A 20,685-nucleotide genomic window follows, 5' to 3' on the forward strand; every position below is an offset into this window, starting at 1 on the left:
GTGCCCATTGTAACCCTCCCCTGAAGTATGATATGTTAAAAGATGGTATAAGGTCGAAAAATGTGATCCCTTTTTCCCAAAAATACATAACTTCCTGCCACATCCTGTCGAAATGGGACTTCTTATAAGCGGTAACAGGGACTCTTTTACCATAAAATAATACTTTGGGGGCTCTTTTCATGATGTTTAGCAAGGATATTGGAATTGATCTTGGCACAGCCAACGTGCTGATTCATGTCAAAGGGAGGGGGGTTGTACTTAACGAGCCTTCCGTCGTGACGATCGAAAGCGACACCAAAAAAGTCCTTGCCGTCGGGGAAGAAGCCCGGAGAATGGTTGGCCGCACGCCTGGGAATATCGTGGCGATTCGTCCGCTGCGCGACGGGGTCATTGCGGATTTTGCAATTACGGAAGCGATGCTGAAGTACTTCATCAGCAGTGTGGGAGGACGCAGCTGGAGCAGCCGGCCGCGGATTCTGATCTGCGCGCCTACGAATATTACCTCTGTTGAACAGAAGGCCATCCGGGAAGCCGCCGAGCGAAGCGGAGCTAAGGATGTATTCCTGGAAGAAGAACCGAAAGCCGCAGCCATTGGCGCGGGTATGGATATTTATCAGCCAAGCGGCAATATGGTCGTCGATATCGGCGGCGGAACGACGGATGTAGCCGTCCTGTCCATGGGCGACGTCGTTACCGCCTCTTCTATTAAAATGGCAGGGGACAAGTTCGACGAAGCGATCGTGAAATATATTAAAAATAAGTACAAGCTTCTGATCGGTGAACGCACCTCCGAGGATATCAAGATCAAAGTAGGCACCGTCCGTCCGGGCGGACGCCAGGATGAGATCGATATCCGCGGACGCGATATGGTCAGCGGACTGCCGCTTACCGTGACGGTCTCTTCGAACGAAGTTCAGGAAGCGCTGTGGGAGCCGGTCTCGATGATCGTGGCCGCTGCCAAGTCGGTGCTGGAACGGACGCCTCCCGAGCTGTCCGCCGACATTATCGACCGCGGCGTAATTCTGACCGGCGGTGGCGCTTTGCTTGACGGATTGGACGAGCTGCTCGCTGAAGAGCTGCACGTGCCGGTGCTGATCGCGGAAGACCCGATGCACTGTGTCGTGAAAGGCACGGGACTCATGCTCGATCACTTGGACAAGGTGTCCAAGAAAGCATTCTAATGATGTATGGCCGGCCCCTGAGCCGGCTGCGGCAAAACCCTAAAAAACCCGGGCCTATGTCCGATATATGTACTATGGATCGCGGGCTCTGAGGAGCCCGTTCATATAGATCAGCGATGTATTCTATATATAAGTTGAACTAAAGAATAGGATGCAGGCAAGGGAGTAAAAGGATTCCGAAGAAGCGAAGCGATCGTATTTGGCTTTCGGATTTCTACCTTAAGTGGGCTCTATACCATCAAGAAATCCGAAAACAAGAGCGATCGTAGGAACATTTTACGCACTTGCCCCATCATCCATTTCAATGGTTTAACTTATATTAATGAAGATAAAATTTTTATTAACCAACGAACAAGCACATGAAACAGGGAGGGACCCCATCTCAATGCTGAGAGGACTTTACACCGCCGCTGCCGGCATGATGACGCAGCAGAGCCGCCACGATACCGACGTCCAAAATATTGCCAACATCAACACCCCAGGGTACAAACAGGTCAACAGCGTGGCCCGTTCGTTCCCAGAGGTTCTGATTTCGATGATCGGTGGGGGAGCGGAGAACCCCAGCCCGCAGCTCGGCAAGCTGAACACGGGCGTTTTTGCCGAAGAGAGCTTGTCCATGTATCAGCAGGGCGTCATCACGGAGAGCGAGAAGCCGACCGATTTTGCGCTGGTGTCCGATATTGAAGTCACCGATCCGGCAACGGGCCAGAACATTCCGTTCGACCAGTCCGGTAAGTATGTCGATGCGGACGGCAATGTGACCTACAAGCCGGAGGCGTACTTTACCGTCCGCAACGCGGATGGGGAAATCGGGTATACGAAAGACGGCAGCTTCAAGGTGACTCCGGACGGTTTGCTGCTGACTTCGGCCGGGTACCAGGTATTGGATGCCAATAATCGGCCCATTCGGTTGACAGGCTCGGTGGACAGCCTTAAAGTGAACGAGCAGGGGTTTATTTTGAATCCCGCAACGGGTGCGCCCGGAACACGGCTTGGCATTGCCGTCGTGGGGCAGCCCGGCCAGATGGTGCGTACGGGTGACGGATTGTTCAAGGTGGATGATACCGTAGCTGCCGGTGTCCGCGCGTTGGGTAACGCCGACCGCGTAGAAGTGCGGCAGCATTATTTGGAGCAGTCCAACGTGGATTCCTCCGCGGCGGTCGTAGACATGAACACGGCGCTTCGGGCCTACGAGGCCAATCAGAAGGTCGTGCAATTTTATGATAAAAGTTTGGACAAGGCTGTCAACGAGGTCGGCAAGGTATAGGATGCTACGGACTAGGGAGGGTGGACGTAAATGAATAACTCCATGATCAGCGCGATGGTATCCATGAATGCGCTGCAGCGGAAGCTGGACGTCATCGCGGATAACATCGCCAACATCGATACGGACGGATACAAGCGGAAGGATAGCTCCTTCGAGGACGTGCTTACAACGGTCACGCAGCAGCCGGACGGCTTCAAGCAGAACGGACGGGTTTCCCCGCTTGGATACACAAACGGTTTTGGCATGCGGATGACGGAAATCACCCGGGATATGCAGCAGGGACCGCTGAATCAGACGGGGAATCCGCTGGATCTCGCCATTGAAGGCACGGGTCTGTTTGCGGTTGAAGCGAACGGCCGCACGGCTTATACCCGGGAAGGCGCCTTCCATTTTGTACCCGATCCCGACCCTGCCAAGCCGGATAACATGGTGCTGGTGAACAATCAGGGGTACTTCGTTCTGGACACGAAAGGCAGACAGATCTCCGTTGCGAACAATGCCAAGGTGGCCGTCGATCAGGACGGACAGGTTATTGTTTCGAATGCGGCTGGGACAAACGCCGTGGCTACCATTCAGTTGGCGTCTCCGGTCCGCCCGGATGCGCTGGTGCAGATGGACGGCAACCTGTTTGTCATTCCCGGCAACCTGACGAAAGCTCAGGTGTTCGGCAACGCCCCTTATACCGCGACCGCCTCCGGGACAACCATCCGTTCGGGATATCTGGAACAGTCGAATGTCGATTATGCACAAGAAATAACGGATATGATGCAGGCGCAGCGCGCTTATCAGCTATCCGCCCGGGCACTGACATCCAGCGACACGATGATGAATCTGGCGAACAATATCCGTGGATAGGAGTTCTGCAATGAGTGAGAAAACCCAAGCAGCTGGCAAAGCGAAACCGGCCGTGCGGAAGACGGCAAGATGGAGAATCGTCATCCGCTGGATGATTCCGCTGTTTTTGCTGCTCGCTCTGGTTGGCGGGATGACCTTCGGTTATGTCTTTATCGGCAAACAGAGCCTGTCCGACGTGTTTCAATGGAAGACTTGGCAGCATGTGATCGATTTGGTATTTGCGCCCTGACAGGGCGTCTAACCGCTGACTTTTGACAGAAAACTCCTTCCATTCGGGAGTTTTCTTTTTTTGCTCGGAAAATGTATAATGATGGGGGACTTCCGAAGCCCATACAAAAGGGCCTCCCCCATGCCGTTCATCAGGATCGGCATACCGGAGAAAGGCCCCTTATCTGAACCTTCACTTCTGCAGAGGGTGAAGGATAGTTTAGTTTTTTCCGAAAACTATGGATTTTATGCAGTATAACCCTTGAAAGTTACGGTGATTCGCCTATTTTGAAAGGAGATTGAGAGACGTGCTTAACGTGAAAGAAATTCAGGAGATCATCCCGCACCGGCCTCCGTTTTTGCTGGTGGACCGCATTATCGAGATGGAAGTCGGCAAGCGCGCGGTCGGGATCAAGAACGTTACGATTAATGAGCCTTTCTTCATCGGCCACTTTCCGGAATATCCGGTTATGCCAGGCGTGCTGATCACTGAAGCGCTGGCGCAGGTAGGGGCGGCCGCTATTTTGAAGGAAGAGAGCAACCAGGGTAAAATCGGTTTTCTGGCCGGTCTCGATAACTTCCGCTTCCGTGGACAAGTGGTACCCGGCGATACGCTCCGCCTCGAGGTGGAAATTACCCGCCTGAAGGGAAGTATCGGGAAGGGACACGCCGTAGCCAAGGTCGACGATAAAGTGGTCGCTGAAGGCGACATCATGTTTGCCCTGTCCGACCCCGCACAATCTTAAGTACCCATCATTCTTATTATGGAAAGGAGAAGCAGTAATGACACAAGAGCTCAGCAATCAAGCAAGTGAGAATGTCAAGCAATGGCTTCAAGATCCTTCTATAGATGAAGAAACCAAACGGGAGCTCGAAGGGCTGTCCGATCAGCCGCTGGAGCTGGAAGACCGTTTTTACAAAGATTTGGAGTTTGGCACAGGCGGCCTCCGCGGCGTGATCGGTGCAGGAAGCAACCGCATCAACCGGTATACCGTCGGCAAGGCGACACAAGGATTTGCACGCTACATACTGGAGCAGCACGGTTCGGCCGAAGGCACGCCTTCGGTTGTGATCGCCCATGATTCCCGCCACTTCTCGCCGGAGTTTGCGCTGGAGGCCGCTCTGGTGCTTGCAGGCAACGGTATCACAGCCAAGCTGTTCCCGTCCCTGCGCCCGACACCGCAGCTCTCGTTCAGCGTGCGCCATTTGGGAGCGACCGGCGGCATCGTCATTACGGCGAGCCATAACCCGCCGGAGTATAACGGGTACAAGGTGTACAACGCCGAGGGTGGACAGCTCGTGCCAGACGAAGCGGAGAAGGTCATCTCCTACATCCAGCAGGTCGATTCCTTTGCTGCGGTGAAGCGGCTGGATCAGCAGGAAGCGGAAGCGAAGGGGCTGCTCGTGTGGCTCGGCCAAGAGGATGACGATGCGTTTATCCGCACCGTAGCTGATGTCAGCGTTAACCGGGAGGCGATTGCTTCGGCGCTTGGCAAAGATTTTAAAATCGTCTACACGCCGCTCCATGGAACGGGAAATATTCCGGTCCGCCGCGTGCTGGAGGAAGTCGGTTTTACGAACGTGCATATCGTAGCGGAGCAGGAGCAGCCAGACGCCGAGTTTTCCACTGTGAAGTCTCCGAACCCGGAAGAACGCGAAGCGTTCACGCTGGCCATGAAGGTAGGACAGGAGATCGGTGCTGATTTGCTGATCGGAACCGACCCGGATGCCGACCGTATGGGTGCGGTAGTGAAGAACCAGGCAGGAGAGTTCGTCGTATTGTCCGGTAACCAGTCCGGGGCACTTATGATTTATTATTTGCTCAGCCAGTTAAAAGAAGCAGGCAAGCTGCCAAGCAACGGGGCGGTCATCAAAACGATCGTGACCAGCGAGATGGGAGCGACGATCGCCGAGCATTTTGGGGCGGAAGTGTTCAACACGCTGACCGGTTTTAAATACATCGGGGAGAAAATGACCCAATTCGAGAAGACCGGCTCCCATACGTATCTGTTCGGATACGAGGAGAGCTACGGATACCTCGCTGGCAACTATGCCCGCGATAAGGACGCCGTATTGGCCTCGCTGCTCATCTGTGAAGCGGGTGCCTACTACAAGGCTCAAGGCAAGACGCTGTACGAAGTGCTGCAGGAGCTGTATGAGCAGTTCGGCTACTTCCAGGAGAAACTGGAGTCCCGCACGTTGAAAGGCAAGGACGGCCTGGCCCAAATCCAGGCGAAAATGTCCGATTGGCGCAGCAACCCGCCGCAGACGGTGGCAGGAAAGACCGTTACGCAGGTGCTGGATTATTCGAAAGGCTTGGACGGCCTGCCGAAGGAAAACGTGCTGAAATATATGCTGGAAGACGGTTCCTGGTTCTGCCTGCGCCCATCGGGGACAGAGCCGAAGATCAAGGTATACTTTGCCGTGAGAGGCGATTCTCTGGATGATGCGAATGTGCGTATTCAGAAATTGTCGGATGAAGTGATGGCAAGGGTAGACGCCTAACATTTAAGAAATGGATATTCCGGGAGGCCGCGTGTTCGAAGAAGAACACTGCGGATTCCCGGAGTTATTATGAGGAGGTACTTTTGGTGCATCAGAAATGGCAGCGTTGGAACACGGCATCCCGCAAATGGCTGTGGATTCTCGTCGTGCTGGGCATAATCGCCGCGATTCCGGTGATTTATGACCGCTACCGGACGGAGTCATCTTCCAATAACGTAGAGTTGGTGTATAACTATCGCGGACTGGTGGAGACGGCTTCGTATCAAGCCCATCCGGAGGAATACCTTCAGCAGCAGCTGGATCAGCTGAAGGCGGCGGGCGTGACGAGCATGGCGATGTTCGAGAGTACGCTGGACGATTTTAAAAAATCCCGCCGCATCATGATGTTTAATGCGGGGGACGTCGCCTCGATGACGAAGAGCGTCATCCCGACCAACGATAACTATACCTATATTCTGTTTACGAACGAAGAGAATGCGGGCCGCTTGTCTCCCCTGATCGAAGATACCTTTACGGGGATCGGCATCGGCGTCAAGCCATGGGAATTCAACGGGCAGAAAGGCCTGATTCTGGAAACTTCCCCGGAGGATGCCGTGCTCAAGCCAATGCAGCCAGATCCGATTGCATTCGAAATGCTGCGCAGCAAAGGATTCAACATCGTTCCGCGGATGTCCGACAGCCTTCCTTACAATCAGGAAGCGATGGACAAGCTGCTGGCCTATTATCAAGCGAACGGCGTCAAACGCGTATTGTTTGAGGGCGATTCCGTTAAAGGCTTCAATGACAATGAGGATATGAACAGCCTGCAGGGCTTTGCCAACCTGCTGAACCAATACGGGATCGGCATTGCGGCCATCGAGAACCTGAAGCAGCCGCAGAAGGGGCTGTCCAAGCTGGCCTACGATACGGATTACAACGTAGCCCGTATCTACTCTCTGAGCGACCGTGATGCTGCGGCGCTGAGTCCGGAGACGATCGCCGACCGGTTTGCGCTGGCGACGAAGGACCGGAACATCCGGATGCTGTATATCAACGTCGCTCCATCCCGCAACACGACCAAGGCCACGATTACAGATTCCGTGGATAACATCGTGAAAACTCTGCAGGAGCCGGGAAATGCCATCAAGCAGATGGAAAACAACGGCTTCAAGATGGGACAAGCGGGAGCATTCCATATTTATGATTCGGCCGGACAGCGTTATTTCAAAATGGTTGTCGTGCTCGGCGGGGTTGCCTTCGTTGCGCTCCTCGTTTCTTACTTTATCCCGGCACTGACCCTGATCGCGTTCGTGCTTGGGTTAATCGGCAGCGCAGGACTGTATGTCCTCAAGCCGACGCTGTTTGAGCAGGCGCTGGCTCTGCTCGTGGCCATCAGCGCACCGACGATTGCCGTGCTGCTGGCGGTCAGAAAGCTGAACGAAATGAACGCAGCCAACGCCGGGCTTACGTCTGGACGCCGGTTGGCGCATGCGGTTGTGACTTATATCAAGACGGCGATTATTTCGATGAGTGCGATTCCTTTTGTCATTGCGCTGCTGAACAACATTACGTACAGCCTGGTGCTGAATCAGTTCCGCGGCGTCAGCCTGCTGCATGCTGCGCCAATCGGTCTCATTGCGATCTACGTCGTTCTGTACCGCGGCGGCAAACCGCTGCAGCAAATCGGTAAATTATTCCGTACCCCGATTACATTGGTCTGGGTAGTGGCAGCGGCTGTCCTAGGTGTGTTAGGCTTATATTATCTGAGCCGCACCGGTAACGGGGGAAGCGTCAGCTCGATCGAGATGACATTCCGCACGTTCTTGGAGAATACGTTCCACGTTCGTCCGCGGAGCAAGGAGCTCGTCGCGCATCCACTGTTCCTGCTGGGCATCTTCTTATCGCTTAGATACCGTAACGTCGTTTACTTGATGATCTTTACTGTCATCGGCCAGCTGTCGATGGTGGATACGTTCGCGCATATCCACTCGCCGATGAAAATTTCGTTCGTTCGTGACCTGCTCGGCCTGGGTCTCGGATTTATCTTTGGCCTGATCGCTATTGGCGTATGGCAAGTACTGGAAGGGTGTTGGAAACGATGGGTACCACGTCTCAGAAGACCGTAGTCATCTCCGGATACTACGGGTTCCGGAACAGCGGGGATGAGGCGGTGCTCCAATCGATCTTAACCGCTCTGGAGGAGCGGGGGAAGGCAGCCGGCGTTCCGATTCGGCCGGTGGTCCTCTCCATCGATCCCGAGTGGACCAAGGCCACCTATGGTGTGGACGCGGTGCACCGGATGAAGCTGGGCGAAGTGAGACAGGCGCTGAAGGAAAGCTCGGGCCTGATCAGCGGCGGCGGCAGCCTGCTGCAGGATGCCACCAGCTCCAAGACGATCCCTTATTATCTCGGGGTGATCAAGCTGGCCCAGTGGTTGAAAAAGCCGGTCTTTATCTACTCTCAAGGGATTGGGCCCGTCAACCGGAAGTTGTTTCACCCGTTCATCAAAAGCGTATTTAACAAATGTGAATATATATCGGTTCGGGATCAAGAGTCGGCACGCCTGCTGGAGCGCATGGGGCTGGGTTGGAACCGGGTTCAGGTCGTGCCTGACCCGGTGATGGGCCTGACGACCGGTGGCAAGAAGCCGGAATCGCTGCAGCAGGACGCCGAACGTCCGCTGCCGGTAATCGGCATCTCGGTCCGCTATTGGGATCCGGAGCGCCGGGAGCTGCAGGCGATGGCCGACGGGCTGAGCAAGCTGTGCCAGGAGCAGGCGGTGCATCTGCGCTTCCTGCCTTTCCATCTGCCGGACGATGTGAAAGCATCGCAGGAAATCATCGACCGGATGGGCGATGTATCCGCGAACGGCAGCGTCGTGTCGGTGTGCCACGATGCGGTACATCCGCAGCAGATGCTGGCCGAAGTTGGCCGCTGTGACGTCGTTATCGGCATGAGGCTGCACAGCCTCATCTATGCCGCGAATCAGCTGGTGCCGATGATCGGCGTGTCCTATGATCCGAAGATCGATAACTTTTTGAAGCGGCTGGATCTGGAGCCTGTAGGGACAAGCGCTTCGCTGGCGCCTGAGGCGCTGAAGAGCGAGGTGTCCCGCCTGCTCAGCGAGAACAGCCTCTGGCAGGAGGCGAACCGCGAGCGTATCGCGGTGCTGAAGGAAGAAGCGCAGGCTCCGGCGCAGCATATTATTGATTTTTTGCAGCAGCAATAAAGGATAAGGTGATTATAGCGTGAACCAACCAAGCCAAGTGCCCACGGTGCCGATTTTCGGCATACCGGTGAGCCGATGGGGCATGACCGATACCGTTCAATATTTAACCGGACTCATCCAGTCGGGTGAGCGCCGGCCGCATCAGATCATTACCGCCAATCCCATTATGGTGATGACGGCCCTTCAGGACCCTGCTTATATGGAGGTCATGAGGGGAGCCGATCTGCTCGTCCCGGACGGGACGGGAGTGGTATGGGCGGCGGATAAGGCCGGATCGCCCGTGAAGGAACGCGTTGCAGGTTTTGACCTCCTACATGAATTGATGAAGGTCGGAGAAGACTATCACTGGAAAGTGTATTTGCTCGGCTCGACGTCCGAAGTGATTCAGGCGACGGCGGAGCGGTTACATTTGCAGTATCCGGGGATTCAAATCTCGGGATTTCGTGATGGCTACTTTTCCCAAGAGCAGGACGCCGATGTGATTGCGGCAATCCGCGAAGCGGAGCCGGACATTCTGTTCGTGGCACGCGCCGTAGATACGCAGGAGCCTTGGATTGCGCGTTACAAGGAGCAGCTCGGCGTACCGGTCATGATGGGCGTCGGCGGAAGCTTCGACGTCATTTCCGGCAAGTCCAAACGGGCTCCCAAGCTGTTCCAGCAGCTGCGGGCGGAGTGGTTATACCGCCTGCTGAGAGAGCCGACGCGAGCCAAAAGAATGCTTGCGCTGCCGAAATTCGTAGTGAAAGTACTGCGGGATAAAGAAAACCTGACAAAACCCAGATAAAAAGATGAAATCGTCTTGAATAACCCGATATTTTGCGAAAAAACGGGATTGGTTTTATTTTTCGATCAGAGTATAATTCAATCCGGTAGAACAATTGGGGGTTGAACAATCACATGTTAATGCTAGCCATCATCGGATGTATCGTGTCGCTCATCCTGGCACTGGTCCTGACGCCGCTCGTCAAGAAGCTGGCGGTGAAGATCGGAGCCGTGGACGTACCGAATGCCCGAAAAGTGCATACGCGAATTATGCCCCGGCTTGGCGGTTTAGCCATATATCTTGCTTTTATACTAGCCATGTTCGCAGTGCTTCCGTTTGTCGCCGATCATTTCTCGATGCGGGATTCCAACTTTATTAAGGCATTCCTGCTGGGCGGAACGCTGATCGTGCTGATCGGCGCGCTCGACGACCGCTTCGAACTGTCGGCCAAGGTGAAGCTGCTCGGCCAGATCATTGCTGCGTGCGTGGTCGTGTTCGGATTCGATATCAAAGTGGACTTTGTAAATATTCCTTTTGCTGATAACTATTCTTCGCTGGAAAACTGGATTTCCATTCCGCTGACCATCATTTGGATTATCGGTGTGACAAACGCCATTAACCTTATCGACGGTCTCGACGGCCTGGCAGCCGGCGTATCCGGCATCGCGATCGGCACCATCCTCGTGATGTCCCTGCTGATGGGCAACATGATGGTCGCTATGCTGTGTCTCTTGCTTCTCGGCGCCATCGTCGGATTTCTGTACTTCAATTTCCACCCGGCCAAGATTTTCATGGGTGATACGGGATCGCTGTTCCTGGGCTTCTGTCTGGCGATGCTCTCCCTGCTTGGATTCAAGCAGATCGCGATCATCTCGTTTATCACTCCGCTGATCATCATCGGCGTGCCGCTGTCGGATACGTTCTTTGCGATCATCCGCCGCTGGATGCAGAAGAAACCGATTTTCGCACCGGACAAGGGCCACCTGCATCACTGCCTTCGCGAAATCGGCTTCAGCCACCGCCAGTCAGTGCTGATCGTGTACGGTATCGCCGCATTCTTCGGCGTCCTGGCGGTCATCCAGTCCTCGGCGGCGATGTATGAAGCGAACTGGGTCACGTTCGTCGTGATCTGCGTCATGATGTTCTTCCTGCAAATCGGCGCAGAGATCATCGGCCTCGTTGGCAAGACGAAGCGGCCGATCCTGAATCTGATCGCAAGGCTGCGGATGAAGGTTAGTGAGAATCGTCATAATTAGGGAAAGATAATGAGCGTTGTGCAATTATATATATTTTGTAAGTGGAACGTCGCACCTGGGGTGCGGCGTTTTTTATTACTTATGGAGCAGTCGTAAGGCTTCCTGCCTATCCAAAATCAGGATGAACAGCCTATCGACAATAATTTAAAAAATAAATAAAGTTTGTTTAGTCAAATGCTAACTAGCTGGGTAATAAACATGAGTGTAAGTAATTTAAAAGGGGAGAAGGGTACATATGAAAAAATTGATTATTGGTCTTACGGTTGGAATGCTGCTTGGTTCGTCTACGGTTGCGCTTGCTGCTACGAATACGGTGCAGGCGACATTACAGAAATTCCGTATTGTTATCGATGGAACACCAAGAACGGGAACATCAACTCAATTGTTGTATAAAGGTACTACTTACGTCCCTATTCGGGATACCGCTGATCTGTTTGATTATTCAGTGAACTATGATAACAAGTCCAAATCAATATCATTTAACTCGAAGAATTCTTATAGTGATGGATGGGTTACACTAAATGATTTTCAAATTGCAAATAGTGATTTGAATGTACACCTTAATGGTCAAGATACTTATGAAGTTACTAATGGTAAATCAGTACAACTCATTAAGATAAATACATCAACTTTAGAAGATGGAGAAAATAGCACAATATACGATATTAATAGTAAAAAAATAAAAATAAAGAAAGTTTTAGGGGCAGTTTACTTAAGTAAACAAGATCTTAAAGATGCTGGATATCGCGCAAAATAATATAAATATCATATGGATAATAAACCCTGACCAGTGCAGGGTTTATTTATTGTGTCAGAGATAGTTCCCCATCCCGATTGAATCTAAGGGGGGACTTTTTTTGTTATTCCCTAAAAATTAGGTAGAAAGTATCCGATACAAAGAGTAAGAGAACCAATTGGAATTTCCAGTCATGATTACCGGAAATCTCACAGAAGTTAGGAGAAAAGGAGAGATCAAACATTTATGCACCGCATTAAGAAGACGTATGTCTGGATCATGCTTATGGCATTGATCGTTTCATTGTTTCCTGTAGGGTTAACTCAGCCTGTGCATGCAGCGGATTCGCAGCCGGCCACCTATTTTATACCGGATGACTTGGATCTGCGGAAAACATCGTTATTAACGACTGAAGTCTCCGAAGACCAAATTAGCAGGGGTAATGTGTATGTGTCCAGCAGTCCCACCCTTACCATAACCGGTACATACGCATATGTTACCGAGGATTCACTCAAAGCAAAAGTGGAGCAGTTAAGCTCCAAAACTTTGCAGGGTGGCGGAATTGAATGGGTAACGGATTCGTCCCATTTTAAAGACGGCAATATTACAAAGGACTCTTCGTCTTCAGCTCAAAAATTTAAGGCGACGAACTTATCTCTGTTCCCTGGATTTAACAAGATTACCTTGTCGGGTTCGCAAAACGGAATTACACGGTCTGACGTGTTCTACGTTTTGTTTGACCAAGTACCTTATGTCCAAAACCTGAAGCTGCTAGGATCCAGCCTCGGGGAAATTTATCTTAATGAAGGGACACAGGTTGTCTCGGACAAGCAGTCCGTAACCCTTCAAGGGGATGTCAAGAATGCAACGGATGTTACCGTAGCCGTAAATAGTGATACGCCGCTGGTATCAACTTTAACGCAAACGGGTAAGTTCTTTTCCCCGGCGTTGAAACTGAAAACGGGTCTTAACACGCTGACGATTGCGATCAAGAATGGCTCGGACTCAGTCTCCGTTACACGTGAGGTTTATTACTACGACAAGAAAAGTCCGTTTGTTACTTTGGACATGAACTATAACGGTAAGGACTACAACCTGCTGAATAACACGCCAACCGTTACTGATAACGGCCAAAACGGGTCTCCTGCGGGTACTCTAACCGCAAGAGTTCTTCTTGATGACACAGGTAAATCCTTTAAAGATGCCGGTACGGTCCTCATCGAAAACCAAAAAATAACTGATTACTCCGTTTTAGAAGAAGTAGCTATTCCGGCACCAGACGGAGTTACTCCAGCTTATCGTCTTGTTACGTTTAAAGTAAACTCCCTGGCGTTCACTGCCGGTGTCCAAGCGCAAAAAATCAAGCTTGGCGTTTCCTATGACAACAAGATCGATGCTGCTACGGACTTGATTTTCAAATATTTGCCGGGTGAAATTGGCATTTTGAATATGAAGTACTTGAAGGGCTATCAGGAAGGCAATACGCTGGCCGCAACGAGTGTACTGCCGCTGGATGGAACGGAACTTGAGTCTGATTCCTTCTACGTGCTTGTACAAGCAGACCAGGATTTAGACGACATCACGCCGGAACCTGTGTTGAAAGCAGAGTACCTTCCTACCGGCAGCGTGACAGTTGCTAAAGCTAAAACGAAGCCGTCCGATCTAAAGGATAACGAAGCTGTATACAAAGTAACAGGATTCTCCAACGGTAAGCAGCAGGTGAGATTCCATTTCAATGACTCCAGCGCTTATTATACGGTCAATATCACCTATGCTACGAAGAACTATATTTATGTAGAAAATCTCTACGACGGTCAGACATTTGAAATTGACTCCAGTAAGGGAGAAGCAACCATTCGTCTAAAAGGTGAATACCGTGATTTTGAAAACATCTCGAATGCAGAACTGTTCGTCAATGGCCTTACAGGAGATGACTTGAAGCTCGATAAGTCTTTTGAAATCAACAATACAACCAAAAACTTTGATTTAAATCTTAAGGTTGATGTGTCAGGTCCTCTTTATTATGGAGAGAACCGGATCGTTCTGACAGGTTCTTCGATGGACGGTAAGGGCAATACACGGGTCGTCCGTAAAGAACTGCGAATTTATATCGTAGATACGAACGTTTCAAATATTACGACATTCCAGCCTTCCATTGCTGATGATGCAAACCGTGAACCATTTAGCCAATTGAACTTGGCGCAGACGACAAGCAATCCAAAACTGGATAAGATTTTGGAACGTTCGCCGCTCTTCGAATATAAGGACAATATTTATGAAACAAGTCAGTTGAAGTACGACTTGGTGATTCAAGGTGGCGGTACGAAAATTATCAATCTAAACCTTGGATCGCAAAAGTTCTTCTCGTCTCAGGACCAAAAAATTGACCTATCCAAAGTGACAACGGGAACCACAGAGATTAAAACAGACAAGTTCCGATACAATGGCAAGGATTATGACTATGATCTGGCCATAGTTGATGGGAAGTTCCTGCTGCGAATCCGAAACATTCCGTTTGATGCACCAGGAAGTCATGTCTATAATCTGGAGCTGATTAATAGTACAGGGGCGCGTACCAGTCAACGCCTTGAAATTACACGCGTCGTGGCACCGTTCCGTATTTTGTCGCCGAAAGCAACGGTTGGAGACCAGATCGTGGTCAATAAGAACTTTGTGCGTTTCGATATCGAGGCAGAAGGAGCCACTCAAGTTCTGGTCGATAAAGGTGTAGCCACGAAGAGATCGGATATGAACGACCGTTTCTTCTATGATTTTGTAGGACTGAAACCGGACAAATCCACAAAGATCAAGATATCAATTGTAAGAGGCACGCAGACGCTCACCCAAACGGTGGATGTCTATTACACCAGCGCCGTGACCGTTGACTCCCAATACATGACGGAAAAACCGGCTACCAAGTACAGTGCCTTTAATAAAGCCCTGGAACTTTCCTTCCCGAAAGGAACCGTGCTGAAATCGGCGAATGTCGGTATAGGGGAAGTGGCAAAATTCTATCCTGACAATAAGTATTTGTTCGGCATTGCAGATCCTAAAGACGGGGTCCTGGAAAGAAAGAACGATTACGGAGACGTGATCGGCTTGAACAAAGACCAAAGAACGCCGAATGGGCAGGAAACGATCAAGCTTCCGGTCGACTTGCTGGAGTTCTTCAATTCTACAGCCAAGACGTATAACTTCACACGAGTATCTAATGTATATTGGATTAGCGCTGGATTAGGGGAATCTGGGTCCCCAGATACGCCGGGTTATAAACCATCAACGAATGGCCTGGCGCCATACTCTATTGAAGGTAATTTCAGAGATTTGTCGATCCTCGAGCCAGAGAGAAAAATTGTACCTTCCCAGCGGGGAACGTTGACCATTGCGTTTAACCCGGACGTGGTGGATGCGGCAGGCACAACCGTGACCGTATTCCGATTTACGGATAAAGCAGAATGGGAGAATGTCGGAGGAGCCGTGAACACCAAGGCTCACACCATTACCGTTCCTTTTGATGACTCGGGCTATTATGTCGTCATGAAGCAAAGCCGCGGATTCAGCGATATTACGAAGCATCCATGGGCAAGAGACATTCTGAATGCTCTTTATGCCAAAGGCATTATGTCCAATGTTCAAGCCGATGCCTTCGGTGCTGATGACCTGACGACTCGTGGTGAGTTTGCTACATTGCTGGTTAAGGGTCTCGATATTCCGTTGAATTATGATAATAATGTACAGACCTATTTCGATATTGTGCCTGGGGCTAAGACCGATACATGGGATTTCAAATACATTGAGACAGCCTCTAGAGCAGGCATTGTCACGGGCATTGGTGAGGGATACTTTGGTGTCGAAGAACCGATTACCCGTGAACAGGCAGCGGTCATGGTCGCACGAGCACTGAAACTGAAAATGCCTGCGAATGACGCTAAGCTTAAGGCTTCGTTAGATAAGCAGTTCCAAGATTCGGGGAAAATTGATATATACGCGCGTCCTGGTATTTCAGCCGTCGTGAGCGCTAAAATCATGGCTGGCCAGCCGATTACGATTACGGGCCAGAAAAAACCTTCTTATAATTTTAATCCGCAAAGCAGCATGACGCGTGCGGAAGCCGGTAAGATTGCTGTTGAGCTGCTCAAGAAGAGCACCAGCATCTTCCCTAAAAATCTAAGCTAGTATGGATAAGCCTCTTCCCTTTATTTATGGGGAGAGGCTATCTTTTTCCAATTTCAACTCTTTGTAATTTGTCGGAAATTAGGATACAATGGCGTAGAACGATATTTTATCTTAGAGGGTGAAGGCAATCTTATGAAACCGATCTATTCGAAGGCGCAGCTGGATTATTTGAAAGCGAAGACTAAATTTGAGAATAAAGCTAGCATTTTGGAGAAGAAAATCGAAACCACTCGGAAAACGAGAGAAATTACGCAGGAAGTAATGGAGGGTCTCGTAATGGAGACCGGATTCCATGATGCATATAACGAGCTGGTCATTTCTGAAAACGAACTCATTGAATGGTCTCATTCGACAATTAAGCATGACAAAACCTACCGCGAAAATAAGCAGCCGATCGAGCAAATGTATGAAAACCTTAATACAAGCCCGGAAATGCGCGCTCAGATCATTCAGCTTGCCATGAAGATTCGTTAATATTTTGTAACCTTTGACTCATTTACATTGTCCAACAAGGTGCCAATCGGCGCCTTGTTTTTTTGTTTTCCAATGTTTCAAGCAAGCAAGGAAAGGTTAATGTTTTCCAGATATTTCTTGGACAAACAGACCTTCTGTCGTCTTTTATTATGGTTCGGTAACAATTTTGAAATTTTTTTAAAAAAGGTGCAACTTTTTAGAAACACGCGCGTCTAAGATGTAGAGTCAATTACGATGGGTATTTAACCAGCATTGCCCTAAGCAAGAAAGATGTCTATTTTTTAGAAAAATTATCTTTACGCTATCTGGGGCCCATTGTATAATACTTAGGTAGGATTAGGAATCTACTCTTTTTTTTGCCGCTTTTTATTGATAAGTTTACCAGTTTCTGTGATATCGTCACAGACATCATTTATAAGAACCATGCTCAACTCGGGAAAGGGGGTGCACTGGCTAATGAGTAACACGAGCTACCCATTTAAAGAAAACTCTAATGTGATGAATGTTCAAGGAGGAGAAAAAAAGGTTATGAAGAAAATTTTGACAGTCGCTCTGTCTACAGCAATGGCATTCTCCATGTTTGCTTCTGTAGCATTCGGTGATACCGCAGTAACTCCGCAACAAAAATTCGACGCTCTGGCAGCTAAAGGGATCTTCAACGGCTACCCAGACAAACAAGCTCATCTTGAAAAAGAAATGACTCGCGCTGAGTTCGCGAAAGTCATCACAAAACTTCTTGGACTGAAAGAAGTAACTGGAACTCTTTCTTACAAAGATAAAGGTTACGATGCCAAGAACTGGGCAGTACCTTACATTGAAGCAGTAACTGCTGCTGGCATCATGCAAGGTCAAGACAGCGTGAAGAAAATCTTCAACTACAACGGTAAAGTAACCATCCAAGAAATGGCGACTGTTCTGACTCGTGCGCTGAAACTTGAAGTTCCTGCGAACCCAGACAACAACGCAGCTGACTGGGCTAAAGGTTATGTTCAAGCAGCAATCGACAAAGGCCTCATCTCTAAAGATGCTAACTTCAAAGCAAACGCTAGCCGTTCCCAACTGGTCGAAGCTGCATACGCAATCGACCAAGCGGCTAACATCACTTTCACTTACAAAGTCGTTGACCCAAGCAACGTTGAGTTCACACTTTCTACTGGTGAAGTAGTAAAGGTTAAACTTGACAAACCGCTTGAAGCCAACAAAGAAACTGAAGTGAAATTCAAAGACGCAGCTGGTAACGAGTACACTGCAAAAGTTACTTATGTAGTGACTACGGCTACTAAAGTAGCTAGCGTAACTTCGAGCAACCTGGCTCAAGTTGTAGTGAGTTTCGACGGTGAAGTAGATAAATCTACAGCAGAGCTGGTAGATAACTACACAATCACTGAGCGTGACACTACTACTGCTAAAACAGTAAAATCTGCAGTACTGTCTGAGGATGGTAAATCCGTTACTCTGACTGTTGCTTTGCCAAACGCAACTGCTGACAGCGACAAATTTGTAAACCAATTGCCTTATAAAATTACTTTCAACAATGTGAAGGCAGGAGACAAAGTTCTTAGCGCGACTGACTATGAATTTACTCCAGTTGACTCCACAATTCCAGTACCAGAAAGTGTTCAAGCGTTGGGTAACAGCACAATTCGCGTAGTATTTAATGAGCCTATCGAAAAAGCTAACCCATCCAACTTCCTGGTTGACGGTAACACATTGGTTGGAAATACTAAAGTGTCCGGTAACACTGTAATTGTTAAACTGTATACTCCACTTGCTGATGGAGCACACAAAATTACTGTTACGAATGTTGAGGATTTCGCTGGCTTTAAATCCTTGAGCAAAGAGCTTACGTATGATGTGGTTAAAGATGAGACTGCACCAACTGTAGCCTCTGTTGTTAATGCAACATTCGAATCGGTAACATTGAAATTCAGCGAACCAGTTGATCCTGAAACAGTTGTAGCTTCCAATGTTTATTGGATGCAAGGAACTACTAAGAGAACAGCTGATGTTGGTTCTGTAGTCCAAATTGCAGACGACACTTACAAGTTTACTTTTAGTGGTTCGAACAAAATTCAATATGCAACTGATCTGTTTGTAACCGGCGTAAAAGACTATTCCGGAAACACAATTGCTGCTGATACTAAAGTACAAGTTAATCCTGTGCTTGATCAAAACCGCCCAACTGTAGTAAACGTTAGTGTGAACGACGCTCGTAACGTGATTACAGTTAAATTCTCTAAAGCTTTGTTGGCTTCTTCTGTTGAAGCAACAGACTTTGTAATTAAGGATGCAGACGGCAAAGAAGTTAACAAGCTGAAAACCGTATCTTTGAGCGGTGACAGAACAGTTCTCGTTAACTTGGGAGCTCCGCTTGACGAATCTAAAAAGTACACACTTGAAATCAGCGGAATTAGCGACAATACAACTCTTCAAAATGTGCTGCTTCCTTATTCCAAGGAAATTAACGTTGGAGACACTACTAGACCAGTAGTATCCGATAATGCAGCTAAGAGAAATGTTGCTAACAACACAATCGTTGTTTCTTACCCAGAGAAAATGGCTGTAAGTGGCGACGGATCTATTGTTGACCGTACTCATTATTTCTACACAACTTCTGATGACAAAAACAATTGGAAAGTTGTCCCAGGTTCCGTTAATGTTAACGTGACTCCTGATGGAAAAGCTGCTGTTCTTGGATTCCCAACTAACATTAAAGTTGCTAATGTAGACAAAGTACGTGTGCAGCTTGTTAAGGACGTAGCTGGTAACCTGATGGAAGGACTTAGCAAGGATTTGAATGTTGGAGATCCTGCTGCTGTTAATGTTACATCTGTAAAAGCTACTGCTGCTAACAAAATTGCGGTTAAATTTACTGAAAACCTTCTTTCTACAACTGTAAGAGCAAGCGACTTTAGTGTAGTATTGGCTAATGGTTCCCAAATTGCAGTTTCAAGTGCAGAGGTTTCGGACGCTGATACAGTTGTTCTGACACTTGCTGAAGATTTGAAACAAAATGCAAAAGTTGGAGCAACAGACAGCGATGTTTATGTTCAAATTAAAGACGGTGCAACAACTTCTACTGCTGTAGGCCAACCAATTAGTGCTGTGACTACTAACACAAATGCTAATAAAGTTGCAGATGCAATCAAAGCAACTGTTAAAAGCGTATCTGGTCCAAACAACGGTACTGTTGCAATCCAGTTCAATGAAGCACTGAAAGCATCGAATGATGCTGATTACTTGAAAAACATTGCTACAGACTTTGTTGTAAAGAATAGCGATGGAACACTTGCTCCTAACACTCTTTCCAAAGGCTATACTGCAACAGTGGCTGGTGACGTTGTTACTCTGACTTTCACAGAACCTCAATCCGGCATCTTGGAAGTTTCTATTCCAAACCCAAGATTCCTGTTGGATGCATCTGACAATGTTGTAGCTTCTCAAACTGATGCAGTGCAAGTTAAGGTTTCAACAGTAAGCGCTGCTAGTCTTCAAGCAGCTATCACTGATGCAAAAACTAAGTTTGCTGCTGCTCAACCGGGTACAGCTGATGGCCAATATCCACAGGCTGCTATTGATGCATACGAAGCAGCAATCAAAAAAGCTGAAGATGTTGTGAAAAACACTTCTAGCACTCAGGCTCAAATTGATGCTGCACTTTCAGCTTTGAATACTGCAACTAAGGATTTTGAATCCAAAAAAGTTACAGTGAGCAAGTCTGCATTGAGCACTGAGATTCTGACTGCACAAAATCTTGCCGATAGTGCTGTTGAAGGAACTGACCCTGGTCAATATCCTAAAGCTGCTATTGATGCATTGAATACAGCAATTGCAAATGCAAAAGCAGTATTTAACAAAGCAAATGCAACGCAAGATGAAGTTAATAAAGCAGTAGATGACTTGAAAACTGCTGAAACAACTTTTAAAGCTGCAGTAAACAAATAATACCTCGTTAGTGAATTGAAATGTTTGTAATAAGCCCGACACAAATTTTGTGTCGGGCTTATTTTACGAGTGGATAATTTATACAAGCCCAAATATCAATACAGGAGGTCCC

Annotated in this window: 14 protein-coding genes; all 14 read left to right on the forward strand. The window is 48.9% G+C overall.

What is annotated here, in order from left to right; genetic code table 11:
• The first annotated feature begins 182 nt into the window (after positions 1–182).
• Positions 183–1,181: a rod shape-determining protein gene (gene mreB, locus ABIE48_RS33605; RefSeq protein WP_181909208.1), complete on the forward strand. Its 999-nt coding sequence runs from the start codon at positions 183–185 to the stop codon at positions 1,179–1,181.
• 385 nt (positions 1,182–1,566) lie between these two features.
• Positions 1,567–2,448 (forward strand): flagellar hook-basal body protein, encoded by an 882-nt coding sequence (locus ABIE48_RS33610; protein WP_192716697.1) that lies wholly within the window; start codon positions 1,567–1,569, stop codon positions 2,446–2,448.
• 30 nt (positions 2,449–2,478) lie between these two features.
• On the forward strand, positions 2,479–3,303 hold the full coding sequence (locus ABIE48_RS33615) for a flagellar hook-basal body protein (RefSeq protein WP_192716696.1): 825 nt from the start codon (positions 2,479–2,481) through the stop codon (positions 3,301–3,303).
• 10 nt (positions 3,304–3,313) lie between these two features.
• The gene (locus tag ABIE48_RS33620; protein WP_076174647.1) at positions 3,314–3,532 is read left to right on the forward strand and encodes a DNA-directed RNA polymerase subunit beta; all 219 of its coding nucleotides are present in this window, start codon (positions 3,314–3,316) and stop codon (positions 3,530–3,532) included.
• A 286-nt stretch (positions 3,533–3,818) separates the two neighbouring features.
• Complete coding sequence (gene fabZ, locus ABIE48_RS33625) at positions 3,819–4,256, forward strand: 3-hydroxyacyl-ACP dehydratase FabZ (protein ID WP_145028073.1); 438 nt, start codon at positions 3,819–3,821, stop codon at positions 4,254–4,256.
• Between the two features lie 37 nt (positions 4,257–4,293).
• A complete protein-coding gene (locus tag ABIE48_RS33630; protein WP_192716695.1) occupies positions 4,294–6,015 on the forward strand; it encodes a phospho-sugar mutase in 1,722 nt (573 codons plus the stop codon).
• A gap of 86 nt (positions 6,016–6,101) precedes the next feature.
• Positions 6,102–8,120, forward strand: a complete 2,019-nt coding sequence (locus ABIE48_RS33635; RefSeq protein WP_192716694.1) for a DUF5693 family protein — start codon at positions 6,102–6,104, stop codon at positions 8,118–8,120.
• Positions 8,093–9,223, forward strand: coding sequence for a polysaccharide pyruvyl transferase CsaB (csaB, locus tag ABIE48_RS33640; protein ID WP_192716693.1), 1,131 nt, complete (start codon positions 8,093–8,095; stop codon positions 9,221–9,223). Before ABIE48_RS33635 ends, csaB begins: the two co-directional genes overlap by 28 nt.
• 19 nt (positions 9,224–9,242) lie before the next feature.
• Entirely contained in the window at positions 9,243–10,007 is a 765-nt protein-coding gene (locus ABIE48_RS33645) for a WecB/TagA/CpsF family glycosyltransferase (protein ID WP_354520504.1), read from the forward strand.
• A 113-nt stretch (positions 10,008–10,120) separates the two neighbouring features.
• Entirely contained in the window at positions 10,121–11,242 is a 1,122-nt protein-coding gene (locus ABIE48_RS33650) for a glycosyltransferase family 4 protein (protein WP_145139566.1), read from the forward strand.
• Positions 11,243–11,477: 235 nt separating this feature from the next.
• Entirely contained in the window at positions 11,478–11,999 is a 522-nt protein-coding gene (locus ABIE48_RS33655; protein ID WP_192716692.1) for a stalk domain-containing protein, read from the forward strand.
• Positions 12,000–12,224: 225 nt separating this feature from the next.
• Entirely contained in the window at positions 12,225–16,154 is a 3,930-nt protein-coding gene (locus ABIE48_RS33660; RefSeq protein ID WP_192716691.1) for an S-layer homology domain-containing protein, read from the forward strand.
• A 132-nt stretch (positions 16,155–16,286) separates the two neighbouring features.
• Entirely contained in the window at positions 16,287–16,628 is a 342-nt protein-coding gene (locus ABIE48_RS33665) for a hypothetical protein (protein ID WP_076174635.1), read from the forward strand.
• 456 nt (positions 16,629–17,084) lie between these two features.
• The gene (locus ABIE48_RS33670; RefSeq protein ID WP_192716690.1) at positions 17,085–20,573 is read left to right on the forward strand and encodes an Ig-like domain-containing domain; all 3,489 of its coding nucleotides are present in this window, start codon (positions 17,085–17,087) and stop codon (positions 20,571–20,573) included.
• Positions 20,574–20,685: the final 112 nt, after the last annotated feature.

The organism is Paenibacillus sp. OAE614 (genome assembly GCF_040546645.1).
GTDB lineage: Bacteria > Bacillota > Bacilli > Paenibacillales > Paenibacillaceae > Paenibacillus_AQ > Paenibacillus_AQ favisporus.